This window comes from Myxococcota bacterium (assembly GCA_041389495.1).
GTDB lineage: Bacteria > Myxococcota_A > UBA9160 > UBA9160 > UBA4427 > JAWKRT01.
The window spans coordinates 532,573-552,512 of the sequence record JAWKRT010000001.1 but is presented as its reverse complement, the minus strand read 5'-3'; the positions used below and the strand labels follow the sequence as shown (position 1 = coordinate 552,512).

Below are 19,940 nucleotides of genomic sequence, written 5' to 3'. Positions count from 1 at the left end.
GTGCCGTCGCGCCGCGCCTAACGACCGTCCGACTCGACCGCGCGCCGCCACCGCTCGGCTTCGTGCCGCAGCCAGCCGCTCTCCCAGAAGCTCTCGTCGCCGCCGTTCGCGAGCAGGTGCTCGTGCGCGCCGAGCATCACGCGCGCGGCGCGCGCATTCCCCTCCGAGGTCGCGAGCGCGGCCTCGGCGAGCCGGATCGCGCCCGGCGCGTCGCCGCGCGCGAGCAGCGCCTCGGCCTCGGCGACGACCGCGTCCGCGCCGGCGAGGCGCGCGAGCAAGGCCTCCGTGTCGGCGGGGTCGCAGCCGTAGAGCTCGGCCGTCGAGCGGCGGCGGAACCAGCCCGTGTACTCCTCGAAGAACGTGCGCGCGGCCCACGCCACCTTCCCGTAGCCCTGCCCGACGCGCAGCTCCGCCGGGAGCGACGCCTCGCGCATGATCTCGTAGGCGTCCTTGCCCTCGTTCATCGCGGCGAGCGTGCGCTCGTGCACGTGCTCGACCGCGCCGCGCATGCGCGCGAGGCACGCGTCGACGAGCTCCTCGCCCTCGATCGGAAGGTGGCGCCCGGTGATCAGCGTCGCCGGCGCGAGCGCGCGCATGCGGTCGACGTTCGCCATGTAGGGCACGGGGAAGCGGTACTTGTCGCCGCGCAGCGTGTTGAAGTTCGGGAAGTGCGGGAAGAGCGGACCGAACAGGTTGCTCACGATCGCCGTGCGCCGCTGCGGGAGCCAGACGATCAGGCTGTCGATCGTCTCGCCGCCCGGCGCGTGCAGGAGCTCGATGTCGAGGTCGCCGGCGCGCAGCCGCATGCGGTCGTCGAACATCACGTCGGGGGTGGGCTCGTCCTGGAAGGGCTTCGCGTCGGGGTAGCGCTTCGCGAACGCGGCGATGCGCGCGGGCAGGTGCGGGAACCAGCGCATCGCCGTGCGCGCGCGGAACCGGACGAGCCGCTTGTCGTCGGCCTGGCACGCGGGGTTGTTGGCGTGCGCGACGTAGCGCGTCTCGGGGCCGCGCAGCTGGCCGACACCGCCGACGTGATCGACGTGGCCCTGCGTCGTGACGATGTACGGCGTCGGGCCGGGACAGACGGCGTCGAAGAGATGCTTGTGGTGCGGCGTCTCCCAGCCCATCCCCGTGTTCACGATGACGCGGCCGGCGCTCGTCACGAGCATGTAGCTGGCCGTCGTTCCCGCCGAGCGGAAGATGCCGGGCGCGACCTCGACCGCCTTCTCGTCGTACACGGGGTCGAGGAGCTCGCGGCCGGGACGCTCGTCGATCAGGCGGTCGACCTCGGCCTCGATCGCGCGGCTCGCCATCTCGTTCGCCTCCTCGTCCGCCGCCTTCGCGCGGCGGGGGGCGCGCAGTCTGCCATACGGCGCGTCGCCGTGGCGCGTCGCCGTGGCGCGTCGCCGTGGCGCGTCGCCGTGGCGCGTCGCCGTGGCGATCAGCGGCGCGACGGCTCGATCGCGGGGAGCTCGATCGCGGGGAGCTCGCGCCGCACGATCTTGCCCATCGCGTTGCGCGGCATCGCATCCACGAACAGGATGCGCTCCGGAACCTTGTACTTCGCGAGGCGCGCGCGGCAGTGCGCGACGAGCTCGTCCTCGCTCGCGTGCGCGCCCGGCGCGAGCTGCACGAAGGCCGCGACCCGCTCTCCGAGCCGCTCGTCCGGCGCGCCGACGACGGCGCACGCCTCGACGCGCGCGTCCTCGTGCAGCGCGCGTTCCACTTCGGCCGGGTACACGTTCGCGCCGCCGCGCACGATCAGGAGGTTCTTGCGATCGACGACGACGACGGCGCCGCCCGCGTCGAGGCGCGCGACGTCGCCCGTGTGGAGGCGCCCGCCGCGCAGCGCCTCGGCCGTCGCCTCGGGCCTCCGCCAGTAGCCGAGCATCGGCGTGTACACGCCGGCCCACGGGCCCGCGCTCGCGGGCTCGACGCACAGCTCGCCCGCCTCGCCGGGCGCGACCTCGGCGTCGTCCGCGTCGCGCAGCGTGACGCGCACGTGCGGAAGGGGTCGGCCGCTCGCGCCGGGGACGCGCTCGCCGCGCGACTCCTGCGCCACGACCGTCGGCATCTCGGTGAGCCCGTACGTGCCGCGCACGGGCACCCCGAACTTCGCCTCGAACGCCTCGATCACGGGCGTCGGGCACGCGCCGCCGCCGAAGAAGACGCGCTCGAGCGTCGCGAGCGCGCGCGGCGCGATGCGGTCGTCGTGCGCGAGGCTGTAGATCAGGGCCGTCGGCGCGGTGAAGAGCGTGACGCGCTCGCGCTCGATCCACTCCGCGACGCCCTCGGCATCGATGCGATCCATGAACACGCCCGTCGCGCCGACCTGCGCGAGCAGCAGCGTCGTCAGCACCTGCATGTTCAGGATCGTGAGCGGGAAGCAGTCGCCGCGGCGCGAATCGGGTCGGTAGTCGCCGAGCGTCGCGAGCACGGCGCCGGGCACGAGCAGGTTGTGGTGCGTGTGCACGACGCCCTTCGGATGGCCGGTCGTGCCGCTCGTGTAGGCGATGCCGGCCGGCGCGTGCGGGTCGAGCGCGACGGCCGGGGGCGGCGCCGTCGCGGCGTCGAGCGCCGCACTCCACGCGCACGACGCGCGCGCGTCGCGGTCGCACACGACGACCTCGCGCAGGCGCGGCAGTCCGGCGCGCTCGGCCTCGATCTGCGTTGCCATCTCCGGGTCGGCGAGCACGAGCGAGACTCCCGCGTCGTCGAGCAGGAAGCGCTTCTCCGGCGGTGCGAGGTTGCGGTTGATGCCGAGCCAGACGGCGCCGAGCCGCAGCGCGCCGTGGAAGAAGACGGCGATGTCGACGTCGGTCGGCAGGCTCGCCGCGACGCGATCGCCCGCACGCACGCCGAGCGCCGCGAGGGCCGAGGCTGCGCGCGCCGCGAGCGCGTCGAACTCCGCGTACGTGACGCGCCGGCCGCGGCCGACGAGGAACTCCTTGTCGGGGTGCGCGGCCAGCGCGCGCGCGAGCACGTCGCCCACCGTGCGAGGGCCGCGCCCGCCGTCGGGCGCGGGAACCGGACGCGCTTCGCGCCGCCGCGCGCGGAACGGATCGCGCGCGACGAGCTCTTCGATCGGCTCGCGCGTCGCGCCGGACGTGGGCTCGGACTTCGACATCGCGGGGTCGTTCGCTCCGTCGCCGCGCGCGGGCGACCCCGCTGCGGGTCGCGCAGCGTATCATGCGCGTCCGCCCGGAGTTCGCGCCGGGCAGGACGGAGGGAGCGCGCAATGGAGCGACGACGGCTCGGTCACTCGAAGCTCGAGGTCGGCGTCGTCGGCCTCGGCTGCAACAACTTCGGCATGCGCATCGACGAGCCGTCGAGCGCGGCCGTCGTGGACGCGGCGATCGACGCCGGCATCACGCTCTTCGACACGGCCGACATGTACGGCGACGGACGCTCCGAGGAGTTCCTCGGGCGCGCGCTCGGCGCGCGGCGCGCCGACGTCGTCGTCGCGACGAAGTTCGGCGGGCTCGGGGCGATGAAGAAGGAGACGGGCTTCGGCGCGCCCGCCGCCGTCCGCGCCTGCCTCGACGCGAGCCTCGCGCGCCTCGGCACCGACTGGATCGACCTCTACCAGATGCACTACCCCGACCCGGCGACGCCCATCGCCGAGACGCTCGGCGCGCTCGACGACTGCGTGCGCGCGGGCAAGGTGCGCGCGATCGGCTCGTCGAACTTCGACGCGGCGGGCGTGCGCGCGGCGGCCGACACGGCGGCGGTCTCCGGCGGCGCGGCGTTCGCCGCGGCGCAGAACGAGTGGAGCGTGCTCGCGCGCGCGGCCGAGCGGGCGCTCGTCCCCGCGTGCGTCGCCGCGAACGTGTCGCTGATCCCGTACTTCCCGCTCGCGAGCGGCCTGCTGACGGGCAAGTACGCGCGCGGCGAGGCCTTCGCCGAGGGAACGCGGCTCGCCGCGATGCCGTACTTCGCGAGCGTCGCGACCGACGCGAACTTCGCGAAGGTCGAGGCGCTCACTGCGATCGCGCGCGAAGCCGGCCGCACGCTCGTCGAGCTGGCGATGTCGTGGCTCGCCTGCCAGCCGAGCGTCGGCTCCATCATCGCCGGCGCGACGAAGCCTTCGCAGGTGGCCGCGAACGCGGCGGCCGCCGGCTGGAGGATGTCGGCCGACGAGCTCCGCGCGGTCGAGGACGCGGTCGCCGACTAGCCTGCGCCGCACGCGGGTCGCGGCGGGCACGCGGCCCCGAAGCTAGGCGCCCACCTCGTCGAGCATCTGCTCGAGGCACGTCGAGGCCGGGTTCTGCAGCCAGAGCGTCTGGTCCGCCGGCAGGAGGCCGCGCTCGACGAGCCGGTTCGACACGCGCACGACGATGGCGGCGTAGCGGAAGGCGCCGATCAGCTCGTAGTAGAACGTGTCGCCCATCGAGCGGCCGGCCGCGCGTTCGTAGATCGCGACCTGCTCGGCGCGCGTGGGCTCGCCCTCGAGGCGCGGCTGGCCGTAGGCCTCGTGCGACCAGCGGTCGAACATGAGCCACCAGCCGAGATCGAACTCGGGCGGCGCGACCGCGACGTTCTCGAAGTCCGTGAGCGCGAGCGGGCGGAAGTCGCGCCAGATGACGTTGCCCGGCCGGCAGTCGCCCCAGCTGAGCGTCGGCGGGTGCGGCGGCGCCGGGCGGTTCGCACGCATCCACGCGAGCGCGCGGTCGATCAGCGGGTGCGCGCGCCCGTCGAGCTCGCGCCGCGCATAGCGTTCCCAGATGTCCACCTGGCGCTCGACCGTCGGCTCCTCGCCGTCGGGAACGAGCCACCCGAAGCCGGCCGCGCGCCAGTCGAGCGAGTGCAGCGCGGCGAGCGCGCAGAGCCCCTCCTCGACGAGCCGCGCGCGCTCTGCGGGCGTCGCGTCGACGAAGAAGCCCTCGGCCGTGTAGATCGGATTCTCGATCGGCACCTCGCCCTCGACGAAGCCCATCGCGAAGAACGGCGCGCCGAGCACGCTCGCGTCGCCCTCGAAGCCGATGAGCGGTGCGAGCGGGACGACGCCCGTCGCCGCGACCGCCGCCATTGCGCGGAACTGGATCTCGACCTCGCAGTCGAGGCCCGGCGCCTGCTGCGGGTAGACCGCGGGCTCCGGGCTCTCGATGCGCAGCACCACCTTCTCCGAGAACGGCACCCCCGCGCGTTCGCCCTCGACGGGGAGGATCAGCGTCTGCGCGGAGAAGCCCGACTTCGGGCTCTGCACCGCGCCGACGCGCAGACTCGCGACGTCGGGCCAGCGCTGCGACAGCCACTTCGCGAACGGCGCGCGGACGGATTCGGGGTCGATCGACACGGGAGCGGGCTCCTGCTCGTGGCTCGGGCGGGGCGTCAGCCGAGCACGTACTCCGACATGTGCGTGCACTCCATCGGCGCGAAGTCGAGGAAGCGCTCGCAGCTCTTCATCATGCGGTCGAGGTTCGCGCGGAACTTCGCCTCGTCGCCGACCGCGTCGTAGAAGACGTGCGGGTCGGTGAGCGCCTCGATCGGGAACGTCTCCTCGACGATCGCGTCGAAGGGCTTCGCGTCGGGCGTGAGCCGGAACGCGACGACGTTGCGCACGTAGCCCGTGGTCGACTGCGTCTCGACGGCGACCGCGCGGTGGTCGCCGTGCCAGATCCGGAAGAACTCCTCGTCCGCGAGCCCGGGCCTGCGCGCGATGCACGTGACCTGGTTCATGCCCGCCGTGCGGCCGCCCGGGTTCGTCGCGTGCACGAGCGGCCGCGCCTCGCTCACGACGTAGCCGTCGATGCGAGCGGCCGCGGCGCGGAGCGCGGCCTCGCACGGCGCGCGGTCGTCGGCCGTCTGCATCCAGAAGGTCACCATCGCGCGGACGGGCGGCCCTTCCTTGCGGATGGGCGTGCCCGCGGCCGTGTGCTCGTCCTGCACGTTCACGACGACGTCGCGCGCGCCCGCGGCGCGCAGCGCGGGCGCCGCCCCTTCGAGGAGCGCGCGCCGCAGCTCGGCCCCCGGCCGCTCGGCGTCGTCGCGCAGCAGGTAGAGGAGCTTCTCCATCGTCAGGCCTTCGCGACGTCCGCGAGCTTCACGACCTTCGCCTCGAGCGGCGCGATGTCCTCCTCGGCGAGCTGGAAGCGCCAGAACATCGTGCCCTCGCGGCGGCCCTCCATGTCGAGCCAGTTCGGGACGCCCGGGTCGCGGTGCGCGACGACCACCTCGAAGCTGCCGTCGGGCTCGTAGCGGACCTGCTTGCGGTTGAGCGAGCAGCGCCGGTGCGCGTAGTCGAGCGTCTGCAGGTAGCGGTTCCACAGCACGACGTTCGCGAAGCGACACTTCGGGAAGCGCCCGCGCACGACGAGCGCCTCGTCGGGCGCGAGCCGCACGGTCGTCTGCGCATACGTGTTGTCGACGGCCGCGAAGCCGATCTCCTGGTTGCCCGCGTCGCGCACGACCGGGTTGAAGCGGTTCGGCACGGTCGACACGAAGGAGGGCTTCGGCCGGTCGTTGATCGGCGGGAGCGAGTTGTGCCGCAGGAAGTTCGCGACCCGCCGGATGCCGCGCGCGACGCTCGCGTCGCTCGGCGGCGGCGGCGGGCCGGGGTCGTCGACGCGCTCGATCACGAGCGGGATGTGGTGCAGGCGATCGGCCGCGATCGAGACCTCGCGCTCGTAGTAGTGGCGCGTGCTGATGCTGCCGGCACCCGGCACGAGCCGCAGCCAGTTGCGCTCGCCCGACGCGGGCCGCGTCGCGCTCACGCGGAGCTCGAAGTCGCCGTTCGGCGCCGCATCGAACTGCGTGTCGTTGAGCGCGCCGCCGATCTTGCGCGACATGCCGCCGTCGCCCGTTCCGACCTCGACCGTGAACGACGTGTAGGTCGCGCCCGCGAGGTTCCCGCGGATGCGGTACTCGCGCGCGGGGTCGACGAGCGCGTTGAAGTACCAGGCGTCGGGGTTGTCGCCGAGGAGCTTCTTCTCGGGCGTGACGAAGCGCTTGAAGACGGGGCGCTCCGGGTCGCCCTCGAGCCACACCTCGAGCGCGTGCTGCAGCGTGTGGAGCACGAAGCGGCGCGCCTCGGCCTCGTCGTCGGCGTCGGCCACCTGCCACCACTGCCCGTGGAACGCGGCCTCGAGCTCGCGCGTCACCGCGCGCAGCTCCTCGAGCGCGGCCGCGCTCTCGGTGCCGCCGGCGGGCGCGTCGCCCGCCTGCGCGGCGTCGCCAGCGCCCTCGTGGTGGGCGGCGCGCGCCGCGCCCGCGCCGCCGCCGAGCAGGAGCCCCCACGCCGAGCCCAGCGCCGTCGTCTTCAGGAAGTCGCGTCGATCGATCGTCATGTCGCCTCCCCCGTCCGTGCGGCGCGCACCCTACCGCGCCGCGCTCCCCGCCGTCACGCGCTTCCCGAGCCCGCAGCGCCGCCGCCCGGCGGCGGGACGAGCGGCTCGAGCGCGCCGGGGGCGGGCTCCCCGAGCTGCGCGAGCACGCGCCACTGCGTGACTAACAAGGTCGTCAGGACGACCGTCGGGATCGCACCGAAGATGCCGAGCGCGACGCGGTCGCCGAGCCGGTCGGCGAGCGCGCCGACGATCGGCTGCCCGAGGAAGCCGAGCTGGGCGACCATGAACGCCATGCTCAGCACGCGCCCGCGCAGGTGCGGCGGCGCGGCGAGCTGCAGCCCCGCCATCACCGTCACGTTCCACACCTGGCCGCTCACGCCGAGCAGCAGCTCGCAGCCGAGCACGTACGGGTACGAGAACGCGAATGCGTAGGCGAACACCGCGATCGCGTAGCCGAGCAGGCCGCCCACGATCCACAGGCCGAGATACCGGAAGCGCGGGAGGAGCGAGAGCGCGACGGCGGTGACGACGGTGCCCGTCCCGGCGGCGCTGGCCATTCCACTGAGGCCCGCCTCGCCCGTCTCGAGCACGAAGCGCGCGAACACGGGCCGCATCGCGACGATCGCGCCGTTGAAGAACGCCATCGTCGACGCGAGCAGCGCGATGCGCACGCCGCGCTCGCTCCACGCCCACGCGAAGCCCTCGCGCACCTCGGCGAAGGGGTGCTTGCGCTCGCCCGTCGCCGCCGCGCGGCCCGAGACGGGAACGGCGAGGATCAGCCCCGCGGCGAGCAGCATGCCGGCGCCGGCGAGGTAGAACGCGTTCGCCGTGCCGACGAGCACGAGCACGGCGCCGCCGGCCGCGGGCCCGAGCACCTGGCCGACGCCGTTCGCCGTCGCGCCGAGCGAGATCGCATTCTCGATGCGGTCGCGGCCGACGAGGTCGAACACGAACGTCTGCGCCGCGGGCTGCATCAGCGCCATCGCCGTGCCCGCGACGACCGACGCCACCCACAGGTGCCCGATGCGCGCGACGTCCGTCGCGACGAGCGTCCCCATCGTGACGACGACGCCCACCATCGCGAGGCGACAGCCGACGAGCAGCCACTTCTTCGCGACGCGGTCGGCGACGACGCCGGCGAGCGGCGACAGCGTGAAGATCGTCACGCCCTGCATGAACCACACGAGCGTGATCAGCAGGCGCGACTCCGTGAGCTCCGTCATCAGCCACGAGAGCGCCATCATCGCGACCTGCGCGAACAGGAAGTGCGCGAAGTTCGACGCGAAGAACGGCGCGAAGTGCGGGACGGCGAGCGTCGCGCGGGCGCGCGCGAGCCCGCTCGTCGCGACCGGCGACGGCGGCGGCAGCGAGGAGGGCGCGCCGCTATCCACCGAGGCGTTCGGCCCGCTCGCGCTTCGCCCGTTCGCGCTCGACGGCGACGCCGGCGCGCAGCTCGGCCGCGAGCGCCTCGGCCGCGCGCCGCTGGCCGTCCGCGATCCGCCCGCGCGCCGCGGTGAGCTCCTTCGCGACCGCCTCGGCGCCCCCGTCGGCGGCCACCATCAGCCACGCGGTCGCGCGCACGACGTCGAGGAACCCGGCGTCCTCGTCGCGATACAGCTGGTAGAGCGCGAGCTGCGACGCGAGGAACCCGCGGCGCGCGGCGCGCTCGAAGTACTCGACCGCGCACGCGGCGCTCTGCTCGGCGCCGACGCCCTGCGCGTACGCGAGCCCTGCGCTGTGGAGGCCCTCGAGGTTGCCCGCCTCCGCGGCGCGCTCGGAGAGGCGCAGGGCCTCGACCGGATCGGCCGCGACGCCGCGACCGCGGCGCAGCATGTCGGCGTAGAGCGCGAGCGCCGGCGGGAAGTCCTGCGCGACGGCCTTCTCGAGCCAGCGGCGCGCGATGGCCTGGCTGCGGAACACGCCCGTTCCCCTCGTGTAGAGCAGCGCGAGGTCGTACTGCGCGCGCGCCGACCCCGCATCGGCCGCGCGCTCGTACCAGCGCGCGGCCTCCTTCGCGTCGCGCTCGGCGCCGCGGCCCGCATGATAGGCGGCGCCGACGACGGCCTGCGCGCGCACGTCGCCCTGCTCGCCCGCGGCCCGCACGAGCGCGAGCCCGCGCGCGGCGTCGCCCTCGGCCGTGCTCTCGAGGAGCGCGAAGCCGTACCGCAGCTGCGCCTCCGCATCGCCGGCCTCGGCGGCGGCCGCGAGCCAGCGGTGCGCCTGCGCCTCGTCGGCGTCGACGCCGTCGCCGCGCAGGTACGCGAGCCCGAGCTCGCGCTGTGCGGCCGCGCTCCCCGCGTCCGCTCCCGCGCGCAGCCAGCGCAGCACCGCGGCGTCGTCGCGCGGCTCGCGCTCGCGCAGCGCGAGGGCGAGCGCGGTCATCGATTCCGCATCGCCGGCGGCCGCGCCCTTCTCGAGCCACCGCACCGCCTCGTCGCGGTCGACGTCGACGCCGAGCCCCTCCGCGTGGATGCGCGCGACGAGCGCGTACGCGCCAGGCTCGCCGGCCTCCGCGGCGCGCGTCGCGAAGCGCAGCGCGGCCGCCGCGTCGCGGTGGCGCGGGTCGTCGCGCAGGTGGAGCCGCGCCGCGGTCACCATCGCGCGTGCGTCGCCGGCCTCGGCGGCCGCGCGCGACCAGCGGAGCGCCGTGTCGATCTCCGCATCGCCCCAGTCGCCCGACGCGAGCAGCGCGCCGAGCTCGCGCTGTGCGCGCGTGCTCCCGAGCTCGGCCGCCTGCGCGTAGTAGGCGACGGCGCGCGACGCGCTCCGCTCCACGCCGCGCCCGCTCGCGTAGGCGGCGCCGAGCACGGCGAGCGCCTGCGGCTCGCGCGCGTCGGCGGCGCGCTCGAGCCACGGCAGCGCGGCGGCGACGTCGGCCTCGACGCCGCGGCCCTCGAAGAGCGCGGCTCCCCACGCGGCCTGCGCGGCCGCATCGCCCTGCTCGGCCGCGGCGCGAAGGAGCGTCGCCGCGCGCGCGTCGTCGCGCGGCACGCCGCGCCCGTCGTACAGCCGGCGCGCCAGCTCGACGCGCGCGGCCGCGTCGCCGCCCGCGGCCGCGCGCTCGAGTGTGGCGAGCGGGAGGTCGGCCGGCGCAGGCGTCGTCGCGCACGAGAACGCGAGCGCGCCGACCGCCAGGGCGAGCGCCGTCCGGCCGACGCCCGCGTGGCGGCGCCGCTGTCGTCGCTGCATGAGGTGATCTCCCGCGTTGGCCCGGCGAGCCGCGCATCCTACCGCGGGGCGTCGTTCGCGCGCAGCCGTCCGCCGTCGGGCTCCGCCATCCGCCGTCGCGCTCCGCCGATCGCGCGCAACGCGCGCGCGGCGAGCCGGTATGCTGCGCCGTCCGTCCGTCCGTCCGTCCGCCCGCGCCTCTCGCGACGCGCGACGCGAGGAGCCCGCGTGAGCGAACCGGATCCCGACCGCGAGGCCTCCGAGCGAGACACGGCCGTCGAGGGCGAGCGCGCCCCTCGCGCGGAGCGCGCCGCGGGCGCCGCCGGCGCAGGCTGGGACGGCCCGTTCCCGCTGCCGTACACGCTCTGGGTGCTCGGGCTCGCGCTGCTCGTGTCGGCCTTCAACACGCTCGATCGCACGATCGTCTCGATCCTCGTCGAGCGCATCAAGGCCGACTTCGCGCTCTCGGACACGCAGCTCGGCCTGCTCATGGGGCCGGCGTTCGCCGTCGTCTACCTGTTCCTCGTGCTGCCGCTCGCGCGTCTCGCGGACGTGTGGGTGCGGCGCACGGTGATCGCGGCGAGCCTCTTCGTCTGGAGCCTGTTCACGGCGGCCGCGTCGTTCACGTCGACGTTCGCGCAGCTGTTCGCGGCGCGGATGGGCGTCGGCGTCGGCGAAGCCGGCGGCACGGCGCCGACCGCGTCGCTGCTCGTCGACTACCTGCCGCCGCGCCACCGGGCGCGCGGCATCTCGGTCGTGTCGATCGGCGCGACGCTCGGGCTCGGCGCGGGCATGATCCTCGGCGGCGTGGTCGCCGAGCGCTGGGACTGGCGCGCCGCGTTCCTCGCCGCGGGCGTGCCGGGCATGCTGCTCGCGTTCCTCTTCCACGCGACCGTGCGCGAGCCCGCGCGCGGCGCGAGCCAGCGCGACGGCGACGCGACGCAGCCCGCGCTCGGCGACGCGCTCCGCTACCTCGCCACGAGCCCGACCTTCGTCGTCATCCTGGTCGCCAACGCGGCCTCCGTGTTCGCGGCGCTCGGCCGCAACATGTGGGAGCCCGGCTTCCTGATCCGCATCTACGAGATGGGCGAGGTCGAGGCCGCCACGTGGTACTTCGTCACGAGCCCGCTGCCGTCGGCGTTCGGCATCTGGCTCGGCGGGCGGCTCGCGGACGGCCTCGGCGCGCGGGACGCGCGCTGGTACCTGTGGATCCCGGCGATCGGACAGGCCATCGGCGTGCCGATGCTGGTCGCCTTCCTGCTGTGGCCGCGCGAGCACGAGCTGCTCGGCGTCCCGGTCGCGCTCTGGTGGAGCGCGGGCGGCTCGATCGTCGGCTCGTTCTTCACGGCGCCCTTCATCGCCACCATCCAGAACGTCGCGAAGCTGCGCATGCGCGCGCTCGCGTCGGGCGTGTCGACGCTCGTGTCGACGCTCGTCGGGCTCGGCGCCGGGCCGCTGCTCGTCGGCATGACGTCGGACTGGATCGCGCCCCGCTACGGCAGCGAGGCCATCCGTTACTCGCTGCTCGTTCCGACGATCGCGCCGCTCGCGAGCGCGCTCGTGTGCGTCGCCGGCGCGTCGCGCGTCGCGCGCGACCTCGAGCGCGCGCGGCGCGCGACGACTTCAGGTTAGGCGGGCGCGCCGCGACCCGCGCGCCGTCGCCACGAGGGGAGGATCGCTCGATGGAGTATCTCGACGTCGCCACCGCGCGCGCGCGCGGCGGCCTGCGCCTCGTGCTGACGGCCGGCGTGCCGGGGCCGTGGGGCGAGGCCGCGAAGGGCGTCTTCCGCGTGAAGGGGCTCGACTTCGCGCCCGTGCGCCAGACGGCCGCGCAGGTCGACCCGGAGCTGCTCGCCTGGACGCGCGCGACGAACGCGCCCGTCGCGATGTACGAGGACGAGCGTCCGCGCAGCGGCTGGGCCGAGATCCTGTTCCTCGCCGAACGGCTCGCGCCCGAGCCGGCGCTGGTGCCGGCCGACCCGCGCGAGCGCGCGTGGATGCTCGGCCTCTGTCACGAGATCTGCGGCGAGCACGGGCTCGGATGGACGCGGCGGCTGCAGCTCATCGCGGGGCTCCCCGCCGACGCGCCCGAATCGCTGCCGTGGAAGTACGGCGCGGAGGATCGCGCCGCCGCGGCGCGCGCCGACGCGCGCGTGCGCGACATCCTCGGGCTGCTCGCGTCGCAGCTCGCGGCGAGCGGCGGCCCCTATCTGATGGGGAGCGCGCTGCGCGCGGTCGACGTCCACTGGGCCTGCTTCTCGAACCTGATCGCGCCGCTCCCGCCCGCGCTGTCGCCGATGCCGGACTACGTGCGCGGGCCGTACTCGAGCTGGAAGGGCGGCTGCGACGCGTCGCTGCTCGCGCTGCGCGATCGCGTGTTCACCGAGCACCTGGGCCTTCCGCAGGAGTTCTGACGCCCGAGCGAGGCCGCGATGGCGACGAACGACCCCGCGTCGTCCGAGCTCCGGTTCGACGCGGCGATCGCGCAGCTGCGCGACGCGGACTTCCGCAGGCTCTTCGCCGCGCGGCTCGTCTCGCCGTTCGGCAGCCAGCTCACGCTCGTCGCGATGGCGTTCGGCGTGCTCGGGCTCACCGGCGAGGAGGGCGACGTCGGCGTCGTGCTCTTCGCGTTCACGGCGAGCTATGCGGTCACGACCGTCCTCGGCGGCGCGCTCGCCGACCGCTGGGACCGGCGGCGCCTCATCGTCGCCGCCGAGGCGTTCGCGGGCGTCGTGCAGACGGCGTCGGCCGCGCTGCTGCTCACCGGACGCGCGCACGTCTGGCAGCTCGCGCTGCTGATGGCGGCGAACGGCGCGGCGTTCGGGATCGTCGCGCCCGCCGTCGTCGGGCTGATCCCGCTCGTCGTCGAGCGACGGCGCCTGCAGTCCGCGAACGCGCTGCTGTCGGTCGCGCACAGCTCGGCGCTGCTCGCGGGCGGCGCCGCGGCGGGCTGGATCGTCGCGTTCGCGGGCGGCGGCTCGAACGTCACGGGCGCGGGCGCGGCGATCGCGCTCGACGCGGCGAGCTTCTTTGCGACGGCCGCGCTCGTCGCGCGCATCCGCCCGCGCGTCGCGCAGCGCCCGGTCGGCGCTCCCGACGCGCGCGACGGGAGCATGCTGCGCGACCTGCGCGAGGGCTTCGGCGAGTTCGTCGCGCACCGCTGGCTGTGGACGATCGTCGCGCAGTGGACGCTCGTGCTGACGGGCTACCTCGCGGGCATGCACGTCGTCGGGCCGATCGTCGCCGAGCGGCGGTGGGGCGGGCCGCTCGCGTGGGGCGGCGTCGCGGCGGCGCTCGGCGCGGGGCTCCTCGTCGGCGGGCTCGTCGCGATGCGCGTCGCGGTGCGGCGACCGATGCTGGTCGGCACGTGCTTCGTGTTCGCGTTCGCCGCGCCGCTCGCCGCCATGGCGCTCGACGCTCCGGTCGCGGTCGTCGCCGCCGCGGCGTTCGCGGCCGGCCTCGGCAACGAGCTCTTCGCCGTGCTCTGGTACACGGCGCTCCACACGCACGTCGCCCCCGACAAGCTCTCGCGCGTGAGCGCCTGGGACTCGCTCGGCTCGGTGGGGCTCGCGCCGCTCGGCCAGCTCGGCGCCGGCTTCCTCGTGGGCGCCGTCGGCCTCGGGCCGACGCTCGGGCTCGCGGTCGCGCTCGTCGTCGTCCCGACGGCGCTCGTGCTGCTCGTCCCCGAGGTCCGCCGGCTCGAGAGCGCGCCGCCCCGCGAAGCCGGGTAACGCCGGCCGGGCCGCCGGCGTAGACTGCGGGCCCCCCGAGCCGCGAGGCGCTTCCCGATGACTCCCCCGCCGACGAACGAGCGAGGCCACCGCGGCCCCGAGCCCGAGTACGAGAAGGTCGTCTCGGGCTACGAGACCTTCCACTCGCCGCACGCCTTCGCGTGCGAGTACGGCGGCGCCCTGCCCGAGCTCGCGATCGCCTACGAGACGTGGGGCGCGCTCGACGCGAGCCGGAGCAACGCGATCCTGCTGCACACGGGGCTCTCGGCGTCGTCGCACGCGCGCAGCCACGCGCGCAACCCGCACCGCGGCTGGTGGGAGGAGTTCATCGGGCCGGGCCGCGCGCTCGACACCGACCGGTTCTTCGTCGTCTGCACGAACCTGCTCGGCGGCTGCTACGGCAGCACGGGGCCGTCCTCGACCGATCCGCGCACGGGCCGCCCGTACGCGGCGGCGTTCCCCGTCATCTCGGTGAACGACATGCTGCGCGCGCAGCTCCTGCTGCTCGACGCGCTCGGCATCGACCGCCTCCACGCGTCGGTCGGCGGCTCGCTCGGCGGCATGCAGTCCGTCGGGCTCGCCGCGCTCGCGCCCGAGCGCGTGGGCCGCGTCGTCAGCATCTCGGCCGCGGCCTGCTCGCACCCGCACGCGATCGCCATGCGCTATGCGCAGCGTCGCGCGATCATGTGCGACCCCGACTGGCGCGGCGGCGACTACTACGGAACGAGCTTCCCGCACCGCGGCCAGAGCGTCGCGCGCGCGATCGGCACCGTGACGTACCGCTCGGGCCCCGAGTGGGAGGAGCGCTTCGGCCGCGCGCGCCGCACGGACGGCCCGCCGACCCTCGGCGAGGACTTCGAGATCGAGGCCTACCTCGCGCACCAGGCCGAGAAGTTCTGCCTGCAGTACGACGCGAACTCCTATCTCTACATCTCGAAGGCGATGGACCTGTTCGACCTCGCGACCCCGGCCGAGCCGGGCGCGAAGGCTCCGATCGCCTCGGTCGCGTGCCCGGCGCTCGTCGTCGGCGTCACGACCGACATGCTCTTCCCCGTCTGGCAGCAGCGCGAGCTGCGCGACCTGCTCGCCAAGGCCGCGCGCGCCGAGCGCGTCGAGTACGACGAGATCGACGCGCCCTACGGACACGACACGTTCCTGATCGAGCACCGGCGCCTCGGAGCGAGGATGCACCGGTTCCTGGCTCGCTAGGCGCGAGCGCGCCGCGGCCCGACCTACGGCGCCCGGCGGTGCCCCATCGAGATGTGCAGCCCGACGAGCCGCGCGACGAGGACGGTCAGGTAGACCTGCCCGGACACCGCCTCGCCGGCTGCGAGCATGCGCGCCGTCTCCGAGACGGGCACGATGTCGCCGTAGCCGAGCGTCGTCAGCGTCACGAAGCTGAAGTAGAGCGTCTCGGCGACGCGCACTTCGCTCGTCCACTCGCCGGCGTGCGGCGGGAAGCTCAGCGCCGTCGGGTCCCACTCGAGGAGCGCGCCGTAGGTGAACGCGAAGGCGAGGCCGATCAGGATGTACACGCACACGCCGCCGAGCAGCGTGTCCGTCGATACCTCCTCCTCGCGCAGCACGGCGAGCAGCACGAAGCCCGAGGCGAAGGCGACGAAGGCGGCGCCGGTCAGGTGCGAGACGAGCCACGCGCTCGGCACGTCGGCGAACAGGCCGAGCCACGCGAACACGACCGGCGGCGCCGCGAGCGCGATCGCGGCGAGCAGGGCGCGGCGGTCGTTGCTCACCGCGTAGATGCCCGCGATCAGGATCACGGTGAAGAAGACGCGGAAGCGGACGGGCGCGAGCGCCGAATCCGCGAGCAGCGCGCTCGACACGAGGAAGAAGAGCAGCGCGACGAGCAGGAAGCCGAAGCGCCCGAACGGGTGCTCGCGGATCTCGATCTCGAGGTCGCTCATGCGCGGGCTAGGCCGGCTTCAGCTTGTAGTGGATGGGGAGGCGCTTGATGCCGCCGACGAGGTTCGACTGCAGCCGGTCGACCGGCCCCGCGATCTCGAGCTCCTCGATGCGCGGCAGCAGGTGGCGGTACGCGACCTCGAGCTCGAGGCGAGCGAGGTGCGCGCCCGCGCAGAAGTGCTCGCCGACGCCGAACCCGATGTGGCGGTTCGGCCGGCGGTCGATGCGGAACACGTCCGGGTCCTCGAACACGTCCTCGTCGCGGTTCGCCGAGGGGTAGAACAGCGCGAGCAGGTCTCCCTTCGCGAGCTTGCGGCCGTGCAGCTCCGTGTCGGCCGCGACCGTGCGCGCGAAGTGGATGATCGGGCTGTTCCAGCGCACGACCTCCTCGATGGCCGAGTCGAGCAGTGCCGGGTTCGCCTGCAGCTTGCGCAGCTCGCCCATGTTCTGCGCGAAGGAGAGGATGCCGCCGCTCGTCGCGTTGCGCGTCGTCTCGTTGCCCGCGACGACGATGATCTGGCACCAGGCCAGCACGTCGATCGGGTCGAGCGGCTTCCCGTCGATCTCGGCGTGCGCGAAGAGCGTGATGAGGTCGTCCTTCGGGTCGCGCTTGCGCTCCTCGACGAGCTTCGCGAAGTAGGTGAACAGCTCGACCGTCGCGCGCTGGCCCTCCGCATTCTTGTCGCCGGAGGGCGGGTTGTACTCGGGGTCGTCCACCCCGATCATGCGGTTCGTCCAGTCGAAGATGAGCCGCCAGTCGCTCTCCGGCACCCCGAGCAGCCACGCGATGACCGCGATCGGGAGCGGGGCCGACACCTTTTCCACGAAATCGACCGTTCCCTCGTCGCCTTCGGCCAGCAGATCGTCGACGATCTGCTGCGCGATGCGCTGGACGGGAGCGTGGATCTTCTTCAGGGCGCGCGGCGTGAAGCGGTCGCTGATGAGCTTGCGCGACTTGCGATGGAGCGGGTTGTCCTGCTCGATCAGCGTCTTCGGGCGCGGCCCGCGGTTCTCGTCGTAGTTCGCGCGGACGATGAGCTGCGGACCGTTGAGGAAGAGGTCGGGCTGGCGGCCGACCGTCGTGATGTCCGCGTGCTTCGTGACCGCCCAGTAGGGCTGCTCGGCGTCGGCGAAGAAGTGCACGGGCGACTCGCGCCGCAGACGCCGCCACGCCTCGTGCGGATAGCCGTCCGCCGCGTAGCCTGCGGGAGAGATGATGTCGAGCTCGTCGATCGAACCGCTCGCCGCTGCCGCCACGTCGCGCCCTCCCTCGTGCGATGCGCCGCGCATCGTGGCAACCGCCGGGGCGGGTTGCAAGCGGCGCACGGCGGATCGCGCGCGGCGCGCAGCGCGCGCACTCGCGCGCTGCATCGCGGCCGCCGCGCTGCTCGCGGGCTCGGGCTGCAACCCGACGGCGGACACCTCGACGACGTCGACGCCCGCGGAGGCGGTCGGCGGCGCCGCTCCCGCGGCACCCGCCCGCGAGGAGGCGCGCTGGCTCGGCTCGGAGCGCTGCGGCGCGTGTCACGAGCGCGAGGCGCGCGCGTGGCGCGGCTCGCACCACGAGCGCGCGATGCAGCCCGCGAACGCCGCCAGCGTCGTCGGCGCCTTCGACGGGCGCGCGCGCACGCTCGACGGCGAGCGCTGGGTGCCCGAGCAGCCCGAGCCCGGGCGCTTCCGCTTCCTCGTCGGGGAGGGCGAAGACGCGCGCGAGGCGCTCGACGTCGCGTTCGCGTTCGGCGTCTTCCCGCTGCAGCAGTACCTCGTCGCCGCGCAGGGCGGGCGCCTGCAGGCGCTGCCGGTCGCGTGGGACGCGCGCCCGGCGCGCGCGGGCGGCGCGCGCTGGATCCACCTCTACGAGGGCGAAGGCGTGCGGCCGGGCGACGAGCTCCACTGGCGCGCGCGCGCGCAGACGTGGAACGCGCAGTGCGCGCCGTGCCACGCGACGAACCTCGCGCGCGGGTACGACGCCGAGACCGACACCTACGCGACGACCTGGTCCGAGACGGGGGTCGGCTGCGAGGCGTGCCACGGCCCGGGCGCGGCGCACGTCGCGTGGGCCGGGTCGGGAGCCGGCGCGGGCGCGGCCCCCGACCCCTACGCGGCGCGCCCGCTCCGCGGCCGCGGCCCGTGGACGCTGCGCGCGGGCCGCGCGATCGCCGAGCGCGCGCCGGGCGCGCCGGCCTCGAACGAGCTCGACGCGTGCGCACCCTGCCACTCGCGGCGCATGCAGCTCGCGCCGCACCCCGACGCACGCGCGCCCTACCTCGACGGCTGGCTCCCCGCGCTGCTCGACGACGGCCTCTACTTCGCCGACGGGCAGATGCGCGACGAGGTGTACGTCTACGGCTCGTTCGTGCAGAGCCGCATGCACGCGGCGGGCGTGAGCTGCTCGGACTGCCACGATCCGCACTCGCTCGCGATCGCCGCGCCGGGCGCGAAGCCCGCGGCGCGCGACGCCGGGGCCGCGCCGAACGCGGGCGCGCGCGCCGCATCGCCCGACGCCGCCTGCGCGCGCTGCCACGCGCCCGCGACGTTCGCGACGCGCGCGCACCACGGCCACGCCGCGGGCTCGCCCGGTGCGAGCTGCGTCGCCTGTCACATGCCGACGCGCACCTACATGCAGGTCGACGTCCGGCGCGACCACGCGATGCGCGTGCCGCGGCCCGACGTCGCGCACGCGATCGGCGCGCCCGACGCCTGCTCGGCCTGCCACGGCGGGCAGTCGGCCGCATGGGCGGCCGAGGTGCTCGCGGAGCGCGGCGCGAAAGCGGGCCCGCACTTCGCGCTCGCGATCGCGCGCGCGCGCGCCGCCGCGCTCGACCGCACCGAGCACGCGGCGCTCGTCGAGGTCGCGCGCGACGAGGCGCTCGCGCCGATCGCGCGCGCGACCGCGCTCTCCCTCGTCGAGCCCTTCCGCGACAACGCGAGCCTGCGCGCGGTCGAGGCCGCGCTCGCGAGCGACGACGCGCTCGTCCGCATCGGCGCCCTGCGCGCGCTCGAGCACGTGCCGCCGGACGCGCGCGTCGGCCTCGCGCGGCGGCTGCTGCGCGACGGCGTGCGCGCCGTGCGCATCGAGGCCGCGCGTGTGCTCGCCGAGGCGCCGCCGCGCGCGTTCCCGCCCGGCGAGCGCGCGACGCTCGTCGCTCCGCTCGCCGAGCTGCGCGCCGCCTACGCCGCGAACGCCGACCGCGCCGAGGCGCAGCTCGGCCTCGCCGCGCTCGAGAGCGCGCTCGGCGACGGCGACGCCGCGCTCGCCCACGCGCGGCGCGCGCGCGAGCTGGCTCCGCGGCTCGCGGCCGCGGTGGTGAACCTGGCCGACCTGCTGCGCGCGCGCGGCCGCGACACCGAGGCACTCGCGCTGCTCGAGCGGGCCGTGGGAGAGCAGCCCGACGACGCGTCGCTCCAGTACGCGCTCGGGCTCGCGCTCGTGCGCGCGGACGGCGACGGTCGCCCCGACGGCGCGCTCGCCGCACTCGCGCGCGCGAGCGCGCTCGCGCCCGAGAGCGGGCGCTTCGCGTTCGCGCACGCGCTCGCGCTCGACGCCGCCGGGAGGCGCGACGAGGCCGTCGCCGCGCTCACCGCGCTCGCCGCGCGCGAGCCCGGCAACGCCGACGCGCTCGCCGCGCTCGCGACCTTCGAGCGCGACCGCGGCCGTCTCGCCGAAGCCCTCGCCTTCGCGCAGCGCCTCGCGGACGCGCGGCCGGACGACGCGCGCGGGCGCGCGCTCGTGGAGGAGCTCGGGGCCGCGACGCGCGCGAACTAGCGTCGAGCCCGCCGCTCGGCGGCCGGCGGACGCGCGGGGCGCGCCGCCGTCGCGCGCACCGCCGCGCTC

General features: G+C 75.3%; 15 protein-coding genes. 6 read left to right on the top strand and 9 right to left on the bottom strand.

What is annotated here, in order from left to right:
- Positions 1 to 17: 17 nt before the first annotated feature.
- The gene (locus R3E88_02440) at positions 18 to 1,313 is read right to left on the bottom strand and encodes an alkyl sulfatase dimerization domain-containing protein (GenBank protein MEZ4215309.1); all 1,296 of its coding nucleotides are present in this window, start codon (positions 1,311 to 1,313) and stop codon (positions 18 to 20) included.
- 128 nt (positions 1,314 to 1,441) lie between these two features.
- On the bottom strand, positions 1,442 to 3,127 hold the full coding sequence (locus tag R3E88_02435; protein ID MEZ4215308.1) for an AMP-binding protein: 1,686 nt from the start codon (positions 3,125 to 3,127) through the stop codon (positions 1,442 to 1,444).
- Between the two features lie 111 nt (positions 3,128 to 3,238).
- Here R3E88_02435 and R3E88_02430 point away from each other — a divergent pair, with 111 nt between their 5' ends.
- A complete protein-coding gene (locus R3E88_02430; GenBank protein MEZ4215307.1) occupies positions 3,239 to 4,174 on the top strand; it encodes an aldo/keto reductase in 936 nt (311 codons plus the stop codon).
- 42 nt (positions 4,175 to 4,216) lie between these two features.
- Here R3E88_02430 and R3E88_02425 read toward each other — a convergent pair whose 3' ends face one another.
- From R3E88_02425 to R3E88_02405, 5 genes are read right to left on the bottom strand one after another with little or no spacing between them, the layout of a single operon-like run.
- Positions 4,217 to 5,296 carry a phosphotransferase family protein gene (locus R3E88_02425; protein ID MEZ4215306.1) on the bottom strand — a complete coding sequence of 360 codons (1,080 nt, stop codon included), beginning with the start codon at positions 5,294 to 5,296 and terminating at the stop codon, positions 4,217 to 4,219.
- A gap of 35 nt (positions 5,297 to 5,331) precedes the next feature.
- Positions 5,332 to 6,015 (bottom strand): EthD domain-containing protein, encoded by a 684-nt coding sequence (locus R3E88_02420; GenBank protein MEZ4215305.1) that lies wholly within the window; start codon positions 6,013 to 6,015, stop codon positions 5,332 to 5,334.
- A 2-nt stretch (positions 6,016 to 6,017) separates the two neighbouring features.
- Entirely contained in the window at positions 6,018 to 7,286 is a 1,269-nt protein-coding gene (locus R3E88_02415) for a DUF1214 domain-containing protein (GenBank protein MEZ4215304.1), read from the bottom strand.
- A gap of 53 nt (positions 7,287 to 7,339) precedes the next feature.
- Positions 7,340 to 8,677 carry an MFS transporter gene (locus R3E88_02410; GenBank protein ID MEZ4215303.1) on the bottom strand — a complete coding sequence of 446 codons (1,338 nt, stop codon included), beginning with the start codon at positions 8,675 to 8,677 and terminating at the stop codon, positions 7,340 to 7,342.
- Positions 8,670 to 10,475 carry a tetratricopeptide repeat protein gene (locus tag R3E88_02405; protein MEZ4215302.1) on the bottom strand — a complete coding sequence of 602 codons (1,806 nt, stop codon included), beginning with the start codon at positions 10,473 to 10,475 and terminating at the stop codon, positions 8,670 to 8,672. The genes R3E88_02410 and R3E88_02405 overlap by 8 nt, the downstream gene beginning before the upstream one ends.
- A 207-nt stretch (positions 10,476 to 10,682) precedes the next feature.
- Here R3E88_02405 and R3E88_02400 point away from each other — a divergent pair, with 207 nt between their 5' ends.
- The 4 genes from R3E88_02400 to R3E88_02385 are packed head-to-tail and all read left to right on the top strand — an operon-like array spanning position 10,683 to position 15,394.
- Positions 10,683 to 12,086 (top strand): MFS transporter, encoded by a 1,404-nt coding sequence (locus R3E88_02400; protein ID MEZ4215301.1) that lies wholly within the window; start codon positions 10,683 to 10,685, stop codon positions 12,084 to 12,086.
- Positions 12,087 to 12,136: 50 nt separating this feature from the next.
- On the top strand, positions 12,137 to 12,868 hold the full coding sequence (locus R3E88_02395; protein ID MEZ4215300.1) for a hypothetical protein: 732 nt from the start codon (positions 12,137 to 12,139) through the stop codon (positions 12,866 to 12,868).
- Between the two features lie 18 nt (positions 12,869 to 12,886).
- Positions 12,887 to 14,185 carry an MFS transporter gene (locus R3E88_02390; GenBank protein MEZ4215299.1) on the top strand — a complete coding sequence of 433 codons (1,299 nt, stop codon included), beginning with the start codon at positions 12,887 to 12,889 and terminating at the stop codon, positions 14,183 to 14,185.
- Positions 14,186 to 14,242: 57 nt separating this feature from the next.
- Positions 14,243 to 15,394 carry a homoserine O-acetyltransferase gene (locus R3E88_02385; GenBank protein MEZ4215298.1) on the top strand — a complete coding sequence of 384 codons (1,152 nt, stop codon included), beginning with the start codon at positions 14,243 to 14,245 and terminating at the stop codon, positions 15,392 to 15,394.
- 23 nt (positions 15,395 to 15,417) lie between these two features.
- On the opposite strand, the gene R3E88_02380 is transcribed toward R3E88_02385, so the two are convergent.
- Positions 15,418 to 16,107: a potassium channel family protein gene (locus tag R3E88_02380; GenBank protein ID MEZ4215297.1), complete on the bottom strand. Its 690-nt coding sequence runs from the start codon at positions 16,105 to 16,107 to the stop codon at positions 15,418 to 15,420.
- 7 nt (positions 16,108 to 16,114) lie between these two features.
- Positions 16,115 to 17,362 carry a cytochrome P450 gene (locus R3E88_02375; protein ID MEZ4215296.1) on the bottom strand — a complete coding sequence of 416 codons (1,248 nt, stop codon included), beginning with the start codon at positions 17,360 to 17,362 and terminating at the stop codon, positions 16,115 to 16,117.
- 34 nt (positions 17,363 to 17,396) lie between these two features.
- Here R3E88_02375 and R3E88_02370 point away from each other — a divergent pair, with 34 nt between their 5' ends.
- A complete protein-coding gene (locus R3E88_02370) occupies positions 17,397 to 19,871 on the top strand; it encodes a multiheme c-type cytochrome (protein MEZ4215295.1) in 2,475 nt (824 codons plus the stop codon).
- Positions 19,872 to 19,940 lie beyond the last annotated feature (69 nt).

Bases quoted from the DNA above. Each gene is read 5' to 3' on its own strand.
- R3E88_02390 (MEZ4215299.1), top strand. From the start codon at position 12,887: ATGGCGACGAACGACCCCGCGTCGTCCGAGCTCCGGTTCGACGCGGCG.
- R3E88_02415 (MEZ4215304.1), bottom strand. From the start codon at position 7,286: ATGACGATCGATCGACGCGACTTCCTGAAGACGACGGCGCTGGGCTCG.
- R3E88_02385 (MEZ4215298.1), top strand. From the start codon at position 14,243: ATGACTCCCCCGCCGACGAACGAGCGAGGCCACCGCGGCCCCGAGCCC.
- R3E88_02420 (MEZ4215305.1), bottom strand. From the start codon at position 6,015: ATGGAGAAGCTCCTCTACCTGCTGCGCGACGACGCCGAGCGGCCGGGG.
- R3E88_02405 (MEZ4215302.1), bottom strand. From the start codon at position 10,475: ATGCAGCGACGACAGCGGCGCCGCCACGCGGGCGTCGGCCGGACGGCG.
- R3E88_02395 (MEZ4215300.1), top strand. From the start codon at position 12,137: ATGGAGTATCTCGACGTCGCCACCGCGCGCGCGCGCGGCGGCCTGCGC.
- R3E88_02380 (MEZ4215297.1), bottom strand. From the start codon at position 16,107: ATGAGCGACCTCGAGATCGAGATCCGCGAGCACCCGTTCGGGCGCTTC.
- R3E88_02440 (MEZ4215309.1), bottom strand. From the start codon at position 1,313: ATGGCGAGCCGCGCGATCGAGGCCGAGGTCGACCGCCTGATCGACGAG.
- R3E88_02430 (MEZ4215307.1), top strand. From the start codon at position 3,239: ATGGAGCGACGACGGCTCGGTCACTCGAAGCTCGAGGTCGGCGTCGTC.
- R3E88_02435 (MEZ4215308.1), bottom strand. From the start codon at position 3,127: ATGTCGAAGTCCGAGCCCACGTCCGGCGCGACGCGCGAGCCGATCGAA.